The sequence below is a fragment of the Mycobacterium sp. TKK-01-0059 genome (assembly GCF_000709305.1).
Classification (GTDB): domain Bacteria; phylum Actinomycetota; class Actinomycetes; order Mycobacteriales; family Mycobacteriaceae; genus Mycobacterium; species Mycobacterium intracellulare.
The window spans coordinates 705,303-718,240 of record NZ_KL446993.1; the positions used below are offsets into that span (position 1 = coordinate 705,303).

12 protein-coding genes are annotated in these 12,938 nt (G+C 71.9%); 8 read left to right on the forward strand and 4 right to left on the reverse strand.

Annotation, left to right across the window (positions count from 1 at the left end; translation table 11 throughout):
* The first annotated feature begins 6 nt into the window (after positions 1-6).
* Positions 7-1,605 (forward strand): Eco57I restriction-modification methylase domain-containing protein, encoded by a 1,599-nt coding sequence (locus tag K883_RS03590; protein WP_036453738.1) that lies wholly within the window; start codon positions 7-9, stop codon positions 1,603-1,605.
* The gene (locus K883_RS03595; RefSeq protein WP_036455257.1) at positions 1,602-2,147 is read left to right on the forward strand and encodes an NUDIX hydrolase; all 546 of its coding nucleotides are present in this window, start codon (positions 1,602-1,604) and stop codon (positions 2,145-2,147) included. The genes K883_RS03590 and K883_RS03595 overlap by 4 nt, the downstream gene beginning before the upstream one ends.
* Positions 2,148-2,201: 54 nt before the next feature.
* Here K883_RS03595 and K883_RS03600 read toward each other — a convergent pair whose 3' ends face one another.
* Genes K883_RS03600 through rfbD form a run of 3 tightly spaced genes read right to left on the reverse strand, consistent with a single transcriptional unit; the run spans position 2,202 to position 5,050 of the window.
* Positions 2,202-3,278, reverse strand: coding sequence for a mannose-1-phosphate guanylyltransferase (locus K883_RS03600; RefSeq protein WP_036453740.1), 1,077 nt, complete (start codon positions 3,276-3,278; stop codon positions 2,202-2,204).
* Between the two features lies 1 nt (position 3,279).
* Positions 3,280-4,170 (reverse strand): glycosyltransferase family 2 protein, encoded by an 891-nt coding sequence (locus K883_RS03605; RefSeq protein WP_036453741.1) that lies wholly within the window; start codon positions 4,168-4,170, stop codon positions 3,280-3,282.
* Positions 4,163-5,050, reverse strand: a complete 888-nt coding sequence (gene rfbD, locus K883_RS03610) for a dTDP-4-dehydrorhamnose reductase (protein ID WP_036453742.1) — start codon at positions 5,048-5,050, stop codon at positions 4,163-4,165. The genes K883_RS03605 and rfbD overlap by 8 nt, the downstream gene beginning before the upstream one ends.
* 124 nt (positions 5,051-5,174) lie before the next feature.
* Here rfbD and K883_RS03615 point away from each other — a divergent pair, with 124 nt between their 5' ends.
* From K883_RS03615 to ctpC, 4 genes are all read left to right on the forward strand, one after another.
* Complete coding sequence (locus K883_RS03615) at positions 5,175-6,647, forward strand: LCP family protein (protein ID WP_036389908.1); 1,473 nt, start codon at positions 5,175-5,177, stop codon at positions 6,645-6,647.
* Between the two features lie 6 nt (positions 6,648-6,653).
* Entirely contained in the window at positions 6,654-7,370 is a 717-nt protein-coding gene (locus K883_RS03620; protein WP_014385683.1) for a TIGR03089 family protein, read from the forward strand.
* 107 nt (positions 7,371-7,477) lie between these two features.
* The gene (locus tag K883_RS03625; protein WP_008259830.1) at positions 7,478-7,759 is read left to right on the forward strand and encodes a DUF1490 family protein; all 282 of its coding nucleotides are present in this window, start codon (positions 7,478-7,480) and stop codon (positions 7,757-7,759) included.
* 8 nt (positions 7,760-7,767) lie between these two features.
* Positions 7,768-9,984 carry a manganese-exporting P-type ATPase CtpC gene (ctpC, locus tag K883_RS03630; RefSeq protein WP_008259831.1) on the forward strand — a complete coding sequence of 739 codons (2,217 nt, stop codon included), beginning with the start codon at positions 7,768-7,770 and terminating at the stop codon, positions 9,982-9,984.
* 6 nt (positions 9,985-9,990) lie between these two features.
* Here ctpC and K883_RS03635 read toward each other — a convergent pair whose 3' ends face one another.
* Positions 9,991-10,641: a cation efflux transmembrane domain-containing protein gene (locus K883_RS03635; RefSeq protein ID WP_036453745.1), complete on the reverse strand. Its 651-nt coding sequence runs from the start codon at positions 10,639-10,641 to the stop codon at positions 9,991-9,993.
* Between the two features lie 158 nt (positions 10,642-10,799).
* Between K883_RS03635 and K883_RS03640 the strand changes: the two genes are divergently transcribed.
* Positions 10,800-11,714 carry a class I SAM-dependent methyltransferase gene (locus tag K883_RS03640; protein WP_008259833.1) on the forward strand — a complete coding sequence of 305 codons (915 nt, stop codon included), beginning with the start codon at positions 10,800-10,802 and terminating at the stop codon, positions 11,712-11,714.
* A 15-nt stretch (positions 11,715-11,729) separates the two neighbouring features.
* The gene (locus tag K883_RS03645; RefSeq protein ID WP_008259842.1) at positions 11,730-12,938 is read left to right on the forward strand and encodes a CaiB/BaiF CoA transferase family protein; all 1,209 of its coding nucleotides are present in this window, start codon (positions 11,730-11,732) and stop codon (positions 12,936-12,938) included.

A 12,938-nucleotide genomic window follows, 5' to 3' on the forward strand; every position in this document is an offset into this window, starting at 1 on the left:
AAGCCCATGAACTTCGCGGGCAAGGCGGCGGCCTCGGCCGACAAAGTCCGCGGCGGCTACTACACCCCGGCGCCGGTGGCGCGCTTTTTGGCCCGCTGGGTTCGCGAGGCCGGCCCCAAGATCGTCGAACCCTCCTGCGGTGACGGCGCGATCCTGCGCGAGCTGGCCGCGCTCAGCGACCGCGCCCAAGGCGTCGAGCTGATCGCGCGCGAGGCGGCCAAGGCCCGCCGGTTCGCGCCCGTCGACACCGACAGCCTGTTCACCTGGATGGCCCGCGCCGCCGAAGCCGGCGCCGGCGGCTGGGACGGGGTCGCCGGCAATCCGCCCTACATCCGGTTCGGCAACTGGGCGTCGCAGCACCGCGACCCGGCCCTGGAGCTGATGCGCCGCGCGGGGCTGCGCCCGACCAGGCTGACCAACGCGTGGGTGCCGTTCGTCGTGGCCGCCGCACTGCTGGTGCGCGACGGCGGGCGGGTGGGCCTGGTGCTGCCGGCCGAGCTGCTGCAGGTCTCCTACGCCGCGCCGCTGCGCGACTTTCTGGTGAGCCGATTCCGCGACATCACGCTGCTGACCTTCCAGCGCCTGGTGTTCGACGGCATCCTGCAAGAGGTCGTGCTGTTCTGCGGCATAAGGGACACGGTCGGGTCCGGCCCCGCCCGCATCCGGACCGTGCACCTGCCAAACGCCGACGCGCTGGCGCGGGCGGACCTCGAGGCCGGCTGGGCGCCCGCGCTGCTGCACGAAAACGAGAAGTGGACCAAGTACTTTCTGGACCCCGCCGCGATCCGGCTGCTGCGCGCGCTCAAGGGCTCCGGCGCCCTGCTCCCGCTCGGGTCCGTCGCCGAGGTCGACGTCGGCATCGTGACCGGGCGCAACGCGTTCTTCACCCTGACCGACGCCCAGGCGGCGGAGCTGGGTTTGCGGCCGCACTGCGTCCCGCTGGTCTCGCGCAGCGCCCAGTTGTCCGGGCTGGTCTACGACACCGATTGCCGGGCAAGCGATCTCGCGGCCGGGCACCGCGGCTGGCTGCTCAACGCGCCACGCGAGCCGGCCGATCCCGCGTTGATCGCCCACATCCTCGCCGGGGAAGCCGCCGGCGTGCACCGCGGCTACAAGTGCTCGATCCGCACGCCGTGGTGGCGGACGCCGTCGCTGTGGGCGCCGGATCTGTTCCTGCTGCGCCAGATTCACCGGGCGCCGCGGCTGACCGTCAACGGTGTGGGCGCGGTGAGTACCGACACCGTGCATCGGGTGCGCCTGTCCGGTGAGGACCCCGTCGACCCGGCGGCGCTGGCCGCGGTGTTCCACAACAGCGTGACGTTCGCCTTCGCCGAGATCATGGGCCGCAGCTACGGCGGGGGCGTGCTGGAACTCGAACCCCGCGAGGCCGAGCAGCTGCCCATCCCCGCGCCGGCACACGCCGATCCCGACCTCGCCGTCGATGTGGACCTGCTGTTGAAGGCGGGCGAGATCGACAAGGCGCTCGACCTCGTCGACCGTCGCGTGCTGATCGACGGGCTGGGACTGCCGGCCGAGACGGTGGCGGAATGCCGGGGGGCGTGGGCATCGCTGGCCGATCGCAGGAAACGGCGGGGCACCCGGTGAGCCTGCGGGAATCGGTGATCGCGACCCTGTCCGGCTGGGAACCCCCGGACGCGGGCCAGGATTCGTTGCGGCACGCCGTCTTGGCGTTCGTTGCGGCGCGCGACGACGCGTGCCGCCGCGAGTGTGTGCCGGGGCATGTCACCGCGTCGGCGCTGATGCTCGATGACGCGGGCGACCGGGTGCTGCTGACGTTGCATCGCCGCTTGGGCCGGTGGGTGCAGCTGGGCGGCCATTGCGACGACGGCGACGCCGACATCGTCGCCGCGGCGTTGCGCGAGGCCACCGAGGAGTCCGGGGTCGACGGGCTGCGGATCGAGCCCGAATTGGCGGCCGTGCACGTGCACCCGGTGGTGTGCTCGCTGGGCGTGCCGACCCGGCATCTGGATTTGCAGTTCGTGGCGCACGCGCCGGCCGGCGCGCGGATCGCGATCAGCGACGAGTCGGAGGACCTGCGCTGGTGGCCCGCCGACGAGTTGCCGGAGGGCACCGATCACGCGCTGGCGTACCTGGTGTCGCGGGCGCTCGGTCGAGCGCCCGGCTAGCCGCACATTCGCAGCCGAGTGCCCGGCTAGCCGGGCACTCGTCGGGAACGGCCTTCAGACGTCGGACGAGTAGCGGATCCCGCCGTCGGGAATCGACACACCGGGCCACACCCGTGCGCCGCGCAGCAGTTCGCACCGCGCGCCGATGTCGGCGCCGTCGCCGATCACCCCGTCGCGAATCAGCGCCCGCGGGCCGATGCGCGCGCCGAACCCAATGATCGAGCGCTCGATGACGCTGCCCGCCTCGACCTTGGCCCCGTCGAAGACCACCGCGCCGTCCAGTCGGACGCCGGGCCCGATCTCGGCGCCGCGCCCCACCACAGTCCCGCCGATCAGCACCGCGCCCGGCGACACCGCCGCGCCGTCGTGCACCAGTTGCTCGCCGCGGTGGCCGTGTAGGGCGGGAGACGGCGCGATGCCGCGGACCAGATCCGCCGATCCCCGGACGAAGTCTTCCGGGGTGCCCATGTCGCGCCAGTAGCTGGCGTCGACGTAGCCGCAGACCTTGACGTCGGGATCGGACAGCAGCGCGGGGAACACCTCGCGCTCCACCGAAACCTCACGGCCGCGCGGGATCCGGTCGATCACGCGGCGCGAGAACACGTAGCAGCCGGCGTTGATCTGGTCGGTCGGCGGATCCTGCGTCTTCTCCAGGAAGGCGGTGACCCGGCCGTCCTCGGTGCTCACGCAGCCGAAGGCCCGCGGGTCGCCCACCCGCACCAGGTGCAGGGTGACGTCGGATTCCTGGGCGCGGTGGAAGTCGAGCATCTGGCCCAAATCGGCGCCGGAGAGCACGTCGCCGTTGAACACCATGGCGGTGTCGTGCCGCAGGTGGCCGGCGACGTTGGCGATGCCGCCGCCGGTGCCCAGCGGGCTCTCCTCGGTGACGTATTCGATCTGCAGGCCCAGCTTCGAGCCGTCACCGAACTCCGCTTCGAAGACGCCGGCCCGATACGACGTGCTCAAGATGACGTGCTCGATGCCCGCCGCGGCGACCCGCGACAGCAGATGGGTGAGGAACGGCAGTCCGGCCGTGGGCAGCATGGGCTTGGGCGCCGACAGCGTCAGCGGCCGCAGCCGGGTGCCCTTGCCGCCGACCAGGATCACGACGTCGACTTGTGGAGTTCCCACCTCAGTGTCGCCCTTCTACCAGTTTCGCCCGGCCCGACGCGCGCACCGCGCTGCGCACCATCAGGCGGGAACGTACCGCCAACGAGGCGCGCAGCGCCCAGCGCAGCGGCGCGCGCAACCAACCGGCATGCCGGTCGGCCAGAAACATATACGTGCTCTTGTGATGAGCGGCCAGGTGGCTCGCCGGGTCCCCGCCCGTGGAGTGGCCCTTGTGGTGCAGGACTTCCGCCGACGGCACGTAGACGGACAGCCAGCCCGCCTTGCCGAGCCGGTCGCCGAGGTCGACGTCCTCCATATACATGAAGTAGCGCTCATCAAATCCACCGACCCGCTCAAATGCCGACCGGCGCACCAGCAGGCACGACCCCGACAGCCAGCCCACCGGGCGCTCGCTGGGCTCCAGCCGCTCCTGGCGGTACGCCGCCGACCACGGGTTGGTTTTCCAGAACGGCCCGACGACCGCGTGCATGCCGCCGCGGATCAGGCTGGGCAGGTGCCGCGCCGACGGATACACCGACCCGTCGGGATCGCGGACCAGCGGGCCCAGCGCGCCGGCGCGCGGCCAGCGCGACGCGGCGTCCAGCAGGGCGTCGATGCTGCCCGGTCCCCACTGCACGTCCGGGTTGGCCACGATCACCCACTCGTCGTCGCGGTCCAGCTGCGCGACGGCGCGATTCACGGCGGTGCCGTAGCCGAGGTTGGCTCCGGTGTGAAACAGCCGCACGTTGGGATAGCGATCGACCGCCGCCTGCGGGGTGCCGTCGGTGGAGCCGTTGTCGGCCAGCAGCACGCACACCTCCCGCTCCGTGGCTAGCGACAGCGACGCCAGGAAGCGCTCCAGATGCGGGCCCGGTGAGTAGGTCACCGTCACGACCGGCAGCACGTCAGTCACGCGTAGAGGGTAACGGTCGATCGGCCGCGGCCAGGGCCGCGACAAGCGCGGGACGCCAGGGCCTCAGCGGCCGCAGCCCGGCCGCCGCGGACTGGCCACCCGACAGCGCGGAGTAGGCCGGTCGCGGCGCCGGCCGGGGAAAGCGGTCGGTACCGACCGGACGCACCCGCGCCGGGTCGGCGCCGCACTCCTCGAAGACGGCGCGGGCCTGCTCGAACCGCGAGACCGCGCCCTCGTTGGCGGCATGCAGGATCGGGCCGGGCACGCGGTCGTCGACGATCTGCAGCAGCGCGGCGGCCAGGTCGCCGACGTAGGTCGGCGAGCCGGTCTGGTCGTCGACCACGTCCACCGGGCCGTCCCCGGCGGCCAGCCGGCGCATGACGGCGACGAAATCCTTGCCGGCGCCGCCGGTGTAGACCCAGGCGGTGCGGACCACGACCGCCTCGGGCAGCGCGGCCAGGACGGCCTGCTCCCCCGCGGCCTTGCTGCGGGCGTACACGCCCTGCGGCGCGGTCTGGTCGCTGGGCTCGTAGGGCCGGGGTGCGGCGCCGCCGAAGTCGCCGTTGAAGACGTAGTCGGTGGAGACGTGGATCAACTGGGCGCCGGCCCGCGCGCAGGCCCGCGCGATGTGCCCGGGACCGGCCTCGTTGACCGCGAAGGCGCCCGCCTCGTCGGTCTCGGCGCCATCGACATCTGTGTAGGCCGCGCAGTTGATCACCACGTCACCGCGCTGCACGATCCGTTCGGCGGCCGCGGGGTCGGTGATGTCCCACTGCGACGACGAATGCGCCAGGACCTCCCGGCCCTGATCCGCCGCCAGCGAGCTCAAATAGCCGCCCAGCTGCCCACCGGCGCCGGCGATCACGATCCTGCCTGACATGGTTCGAGTTTGGCATGGCCCGAAAAAGCCCAGAAAAGCGCGGGGCCCAAGAAATCGCGGGTAGCGCGGGCCACGCCGCCGTCGGCTACCCGTGAAGCTCGTGTGTCGCAAGTAATGTAGTGGGATGCCTGTGCAACGTGTGGTTCGTGTGATTGCCACCGTGCTGACGCTCGCGGTCGTCGTCGGCACCGGGATCGCGTGGAGCAATGTCCGGTCCTTCGAAGACGGCATCTTTCACATGTCGGCGCCCTCGCTGGGCAAGGGCGGCGACGACGGCGCGATCGACATCCTGTTGGTCGGCCTCGACAGCCGCACCGACGCGCACGGCAACCCGCTGTCCCAAGAGGAACTGGACACGCTGCGGGCCGGCGACGAGGAAGCCACCAACACCGACACGATCATCCTGATCCGGATCCCCAACAACGGGAAGTCGGCAACCGCGATCTCGATCCCGCGCGACTCCTACGTCGCCGCCCCCGGCCTGGGCAAGACGAAGATCAACGGCGTCTACGGCCAGACCCGGGAGGCCAAGCGCGCCAGCCTGGTCCGCGCCGGCGACGCCGCGGCGGACGCGGCCGCCCAGGGCACCGAGGCCGGCCGCGAGGCGCTGATCAAGACCGTCGCCGACCTGACCGGCGTCACCGTCGACCACTACGCCGAGATCGGCCTGCTCGGCTTCTCGCTGATCACCGAGGCCCTCGGCGGCGTCGACGTCTGCCTCAAAGAGCCGGTGTTCGAGCCCCTTTCGGGTGCCGACTTCCCGGCGGGCCCGCAACGGCTCAGCGGCCCCGAAGCCCTCAGCTTCGTGCGCCAGCGCCACGAACTGCCGCGCGGCGACCTGGACCGGGTGGTGCGCCAGCAGGTGGTGATGGCCTCGCTGGCCCACCGGGTCATCTCCGGCAAGACGCTGTCCAGCCCCACCACGGTGCGGCGCCTGGAAGCCGCCGTGCAGCGTTCGGTGGTGATCTCGGCCGGGTGGGACGTGATGGATTTCGTGCAGCAGATGCAGAAGCTGGCCGGCGGCAACGTCGCGTTCGCCACCATCCCGGTGCTCGACGGCGCCGGCTGGAGCGACGACGGCATGCAGAGCGTGGTGCGGGTGGACCCGCACCAGGTGGCCGACTGGGTGAACGGACTCCTGCACGAGCAGGAGGAGGGCAAGACCGAGGAGATCGCCTACACGCCCGCGAAGACCACCGCCAGCGTCGTCAACGACACCGACATCAACGGGCTGGCCGCGGCCGTGTCAGACGTGTTGAGCGCCAAGGGTTTTGCCACGGGCACGGTGGGCAACAACGACGGCGGGCACGTCAAGGCCAGCCAGGTCCGCGCCGCCAAGAGCGACGACATGGGGGCCAAGGAGGTCTCCAAGGAATTGGGTGGGCTGCCGGTGATCGCCGACGCCTCGCTGGCGCCGGGCGCGGTGCGGGTGGTGCTGGCCAACGACTACAGCGGCCCGGGCTCGGGCCTGTCGGGCACCGAGACGATCATGCCCGCGCGGGTGTCCACCGCCGGCGCGGTGGCCACCAACCCCAACGTCCCCCCGCCGTCGCCGATCCTGACCGCCGGCTCCGACAAACCGGAGTGCATAAACTAACGACCCGTGCAGCAACCGAGCACGCTGAGCGGGGCCATCCTCGATCCGATGTTGCGGGCCGACCCGGTCGGCCCGCGGATCACCTACTACGACGACGCGACCGGCGAGCGCATCGAGTTGTCCGGGGTGACGCTGGCCAACTGGGCCGCCAAGACCGGCAACCTGTTGCGCGACGAACTGGGGGCCGGGCCGGCCAGTCGCGTCGCGATCCTGCTGCCCGCGCACTGGCAGACGGCCGCGGTGCTGTTCGGGGTGTGGTGGATCGGCGCCGAGGCGGTGCTGGCGGGGCCGGCCGACCTGGCGCTCTGCACCACCGAGCGCCTTGACGAAGCCGACGACGCGGTGGCCGGGGGCGAGGTCGCGGTGCTGTCGCTGGACGCGTTCGGCCGCCCGGCACCCGACCTGCCGATCGGTGTGACCGACTACGCCACCGCGGTGCGGGTGCACGGCGACCAGATCGTTCCCGAACCGCGCCCGGGGCCCGCGCTGGGTGGCCGCTCGGTCGACGACGTGCTGGCGGATTGTCAAACATCCGCGGCGGCAAGGGGTTTGACGTCGAGCGACCGCGTGCTGTCCGGCAAGCCGTGGACCGAACCCGCCGAGCTGGTGGACAACCTGCTGGCGATCATGGCCGTCGGCGCCTCGCTGGTGCAGGTGGCCAACGCCGATCCGGACGCGCAGTCGCGCCGCATCGAGACCGAAAAGGTCACCCGGGTGCTCTGAGGCGGCGCCACCCGCCCCGGCACGATTCATATTGATATCGCAATATTTCGATGTTAACGTCGAGCGAGCACGGGCTGAACACGCGGACGACGAGGAAGGTTGCGGCAATGGCGGTGTACGGGCTCTTGGCGAAGGCGGCGGGGACGGTCGTCACCGGGCTGGTCGGCGTGACGGCCTACGAGGTGGTGCGCAAGGCCGTGGCCAAGGCGCCGCTGCACGAGACCGCGGTGAAGGGCGCCGAGCTCGGTCTGCGCGGCACCCGCAGGGCCGAGGAGGCCGCCGAGTCGGCGCGCCTGCGCCTCGCCGACGTCATGGCCGAGGCCCGCGAGCGCATCGGCGAGGAGGCGCCCACGCCGTCGATCGCAGAACCCCACGACCACGAGCACTGATCGCCGCTATGGACCTCGCCCTAGTCCCCGACGTTGACGACGAGGTGCGGGCGAAAGACCCCGCGCTGCAGGTGATTTCCGACGCCGCCGGACGTATGCGGGTCGCGGTCGCCTGGGTGCGCGCCGATTCGCGGCGCGCCGTGGCGGTCGAGGAGGCCGTCGCCAAGTGCGAGGGCGTGCGCGTGGTGCACGCCTACCCGCGCACCGGGTCGGTGATCGTCTGGTATTCGCCGCGGCGCTGCGACCGCTCCTCGGTGCTGGCGGCCATCGGCGACGCGGCGCACGTCGCGGCCGAACTGATCCCGGCGCGCGCGCCGCACTCCACCGAGATCCGCAACGCCGACGTGCTGCGCATGGTGATCGGCGGCGCGGCGCTGGCGCTGCTCGGGATGCGCCGCTACGTGTTCGCGCGGCCGCCGCTGCTCGGCCCCAGCGGCCGGCTGTTCGCCACCGGTGTCACCGTCTTCACCGGCTACCCCTTCCTGCGCGGCGCGCTGCGCTCGCTGCGCTCCGGCAAGGCCGGGACCGACGCGCTGGTCTCCGCGGCGACCGTGGCGAGCCTGGTGCTGCGGGAGAACGTGGTCGCGCTGACGGTGCTATGGCTGCTCAACATCGGTGAGTACCTGCAGGATCTGACGCTGCGACGGACCCGTCGGGCCATCTCGGAGTTGCTGCGCGGCAACCAGGACACGGCGTGGCTGCGGCTCGACGACGGCCCCACCCCGCGCGAGGTCCAGGTGCCGATCGACACCGTGCAGATCGGCGACGAGGTCGTGGTGCACGACCACGTCGCGATCCCGGTCGACGGCGAGGTGGTCGACGGCGAGGCCGTCGTCAACCAGTCCGCGATCACCGGGGAGAACCTGCCGGTCAGCATCGTGGCCGGCGCGCACGTGCACGCAGGTTCGGTGGTGGTGCGCGGACGCCTGGTGGTGAGGGCCAGCGCGGTCGGCAACCAGACCACCATCGGGCGCATCATCGCCCGGGTCGAAGAGGCGCAACACGACCGGGCGCCGATTCAGACCGTCGGCGAAAACTTCTCCCGCCGTTTCGTTCCCACCTCGTTCATCGTCTCGGCCATCACGCTGGCGATCACCGGTGACGTCCGCCGGGCGATGACGATGCTGCTGATCGCCTGCCCGTGCGCGGTGGGTTTGGCCACCCCGACGGCGATCAGCGCGGCGATCGGCAACGGCGCGCGCCGCGGCATCCTGATCAAGGGCGGTTCGCACCTCGAGCAGGCCGGCCAGGTGGACGCGATCGTGTTCGACAAGACCGGCACGCTCACCGTCGGACGCCCGGTGGTCACCAACATCATTGCGCTGCACAAGGACTGGCAGCCCGAACAGGTGCTGGCCTACGCGGCCAGCTCGGAGATCCACTCGCGGCACCCGCTGGCCGAGGCGGTGATCCGCTCCACCGAGGAACGCCACATCACCATCCCGCCGCACGAGGAGTGCGAGGTGCTGGTCGGGCTGGGCATGCGGACCTGGGCCGACGGCCGGACCCTGCTGCTGGGCAGCCCCGGGCTGCTGCGCTCCGAAAAGGTCAGGGTGTCCAAGAAGGCGTCGGAATGGGTGGACAGGCTGCGCCGCCAGGCCGAGACGCCGCTGCTGCTGGCCGTCGACGGCACGCTGGTGGGTTTGATCAGCCTGCGCGACGAGGTGCGGCCGGAGGCCGCCGACGTGCTGAAGAAGCTGCGCGCCAACGGTATTCGCCGGGTGGTCATGCTCACCGGGGATCACCCGGACATCGCCGAGGTGGTGGCGCGCGAACTCGGGATCGACGAGTGGCACGCCGAGGTGATGCCGGAGGACAAGCTCGCGGCGGTGCGCGAGCTGCAGGACGAGGGCTTCATCGTCGGGATGGTCGGCGACGGCATCAACGACGCGCCCGCGCTCGCGGCCGCCGACATCGGCATCGCGATGGGGCTGGCCGGAACCGACGTCGCCGTGGAGACCGCCGACGTGGCCCTGGCCAACGACGACCTGCATCGCCTGCTCGACGTGCGGGACCTCGGGGCCCGCGCCGTCGACGTCATCCGCGAGAACTACGGCATGTCCATCGCCGTCAACGCCGCCGGGCTGATCATCGGGGCGGGCGGCGCGCTGTCCCCGGTGCTGGCCGCGATCCTGCACAACGCGTCGTCGGTGGCGGTGGTGGCCAACAGCTCCCGGCTGATCAGATACCGGTTGGATGCGCCGCGCAACGGCAGCGGCAACTGACCCGGCTCAGCAGCCGCACTGCTCGCCGCGCCAGGCGCGCACGCCCTGCCACACGGCGACACCGGCGATCGCGAGCCCCACGGCGGGGTCGATCCACCAGGCGCTCGACCACAGCGCCGTCGCCGCGAGGCCGATCAGCACCCCGGCCGCCTGGGCGCCGCACAGGTAGTTCTGAATCCCCTCGGCCTCGGTGGCGCCCGAGCCCAGCCGCGCGCCCAAGCGGTGGTTCGCCCGGCCCAGCACCGGCATGAGCAGCAGGGCCAGGGCGGTCAGGGCGATGCCGATCATCGACGTCTCGGCGCGGTGTTCGCCGACCAGCTCGCGGATGGATTCGGCGGCGATGTACGGGGCGGTGAGCCAGAACGACACCGCGACGCCGCGTTGTGCGCGCCGCTCGGCGCTCGGGGAAAAGGTGCGCGCGCCGCTGAACCGCCACACCACCATCGCGCTGGCCAGCGACTCCGACGCCCCGCCGAGGGCCCAGCCGGTCAGGGCGATGGAGCCGACAGAGAGCCCCTGCCACAGCCCGACGGCGCCCTCGACGAGCACCACGGCCAGGCTGATCCACGCCAGCCGGCGCGCCCACGCGGCGCCGCGCCGCCAGCCGGCGTCGTGCGCGGCGGTGCATTCCTGCGTCAGGGCGGCCGATGTGGTCATTGGGCCAGGTTAGCGAGCGCGCGGCGGGGCCGGGGTCGCAACACCCGGCCGTGATCGATCTGTGTCGCGCCGCCGGCACGGCGGGGCCCGGCCCGCCGGCCGCCGCCCGGCGTTGGTAGTTATTGTGGCTAACCAGTAGACCCGAAGGGATTTCCGCGATGGCGCGCACCGACGACGACACCTGGGACCTGGCGACCAGCGTGGGCGCGACCGCCACCATGGTGGCCGCGGGACGGGCCCGGGCCACCCGGGACGGGCTGATCGACGACCGGTTCGCCGAGCCGCTGGTGCGCGCGGTGGGCGTCGACTTCATGACCCGGTGGGCGGCCGGTGAACTCGATTCCGCCGACGTCGACGAGCCCGGCGCCGCGTGGGGCATGCAGCGCATGACCGACATGATGGCCGCCCGCACCCGCTACATCGACGCGTTCTTCGCCGAGGCGGGGGCGGCCGGCATCGGTCAGGTGGTCATCCTCGCCTCCGGCCTGGATGCGCGCGCCTACCGGTTGCCCTGGCCCGCGGGCACCACGGTGTTCGAGATCGACCAGCCGCAGGTGCTCGAGTTCAAGGCCGCCACCATCGCCGACCTCGGCGCCGAGCCGACCGCCGAGGTGCGCAACGTCCCGGTCGACCTGCGCCACGACTGGCCGTCGGCGCTGCGCCAGGCCGGCTTCGACGCCGGGCGACCCGCCGCCTGGGCCGCCGAGGGTCTGATCGGCTTCCTGCCGCCGGAGGCCCAGGATCGGTTGCTGGACAACATCACCGAGCTGTCCGCCGACGGCAGCCAGTTGGTGGCCGAGGTGTTCGCGAACACCGGTGTCAGCGGGGACGCGCTGAACGCGGCGAGCGAAAAGTGGCGGCAGGGCGGCCTCGACATCGCGCTGGGCGACCTGGGATTCCCCGGGCCGCGCAACGACGTGGCGACCTACCTGCAGCAGCAGGGCTGGCAGCCGGTGCGCACGCCGCTGAATCAGCTGCTGGCCAACACCGGGCTCCCGCTGCAATCGACCGACCCCGAGGCGCCCTTCGCCCAGAACTACTACTGCACCGCGGTGCGCAACGCGGCGCGTTGAGGAAGGCAGGCACCAGTGCCAAACAGCAAGCCACCCAAGCCACTTGACGGATTCCGGGTGCTCGACTTCACCCAGAACATCGCCGGGCCGATGGCCGGCCAGGTGCTGGCCGACCTGGGGGCCGAGGTCATCAAGGTCGAGGCGCCCGTCGGCGAGGCGGCCCGCCACATCACCGCGGTGCTGCCCGGCCGCCCGCCGCTGGCCACCCTGTTCCTCCCCCACAACCGCGGCAAGAAGTCGGTGATGGCGGACCTGCGCGACGACGAGGCCAAGCAGCAGATCATGCGGCTGGTCGACACCGCAGACGTTGTGCTGGAAGGGTTTCGGCCCGGGGTGATGGAACGCATGGGACTGGGGCCCGACGAGCTGCAATCCCGCAACCCCAAACTCATCTACGCGCGCCTCTCGGCCTACGGCGGCAACGGCCCGGAGGGCAACCGGCCCGGCGTGGACCTGATGGTCGCCGCCGAATCCGGCATGACCACCGGGATGCCCACGCCCAGCGGCAAACCCCAGATCATCCCGTTCCAGCTCGTCGACGCCGCCAGCGGACACGTGCTGGCGCAGGCGGTCCTGGCCGCGCTGCTCAACCGCGAGCGCCACGGCGTGGCCGACGTCGTGCGGGTCGCCATGTACGACGTCGCGGTCAGCCTGCAGGCCAGCCAGCTGACCATCCACCTGAACAAGCCCAACGCGGAACCCAAGCCGTCCGATTCGGCGCCAAAGCCCAAGCGGCGCAAGGGCGTCGGGTTCGCCACCCAGCCGTCGGACGCCTTCAAGGCGGCCGACGGATACCTGGTGATCAGCGCGTACGTGCCCAAGCACTGGGACAAGCTGTGCGAGATCATCGGCCGCCCCGACATGCGCGAGGACGAGCGGTTCATCGACCAGCGCGCCCGGGCGCTCAACTATCCGGAGCTCACCGAGGAACTCGAGAAGGCGCTGGCCGCCAAGACCGCCGACGAATGGGTCCGGCTGCTGCAGGACGGCGGCCTGATGGCCTGCCACGCCTACACCTGGAAGCAGGTGGTCGGCACCGCGCTGTTCGCGGAGAACGAGCTCGCCCTGCCGGTCGGCGAGGGTGAGGACGCGGTCACGGTGATCCGCACCCCGGCACGCTATTCCAGCTTCGAGGCCTCGTCGGCCGGCTGGGCCACCGACCCTCCCCCGGCCCTCGGGCAGCACACCGAGGAGTATCTGGGCGCACCGCAACCCGCGTCGTGA

Excerpts from the sequence above, each read along its gene's own strand:
- K883_RS03590 (WP_036453738.1), top strand. The coding sequence starts at position 7 with ATGAACTTCGCGGGCAAGGCGGCGGCCTCGGCCGACAAAGTCCGCGGC.
- rfbD (WP_036453742.1), bottom strand. The coding sequence starts at position 5,050 with ATGTCAGGCAGGATCGTGATCGCCGGCGCCGGTGGGCAGCTGGGCGGC.
- K883_RS03615 (WP_036389908.1), top strand. The coding sequence starts at position 5,175 with ATGCCTGTGCAACGTGTGGTTCGTGTGATTGCCACCGTGCTGACGCTC.
- K883_RS03625 (WP_008259830.1), top strand. The coding sequence starts at position 7,478 with ATGGCGGTGTACGGGCTCTTGGCGAAGGCGGCGGGGACGGTCGTCACC.
- ctpC (WP_008259831.1), top strand. The coding sequence starts at position 7,768 with ATGGACCTCGCCCTAGTCCCCGACGTTGACGACGAGGTGCGGGCGAAA.
- K883_RS03635 (WP_036453745.1), bottom strand. The coding sequence starts at position 10,641 with ATGACCACATCGGCCGCCCTGACGCAGGAATGCACCGCCGCGCACGAC.
- K883_RS03640 (WP_008259833.1), top strand. The coding sequence starts at position 10,800 with ATGGCGCGCACCGACGACGACACCTGGGACCTGGCGACCAGCGTGGGC.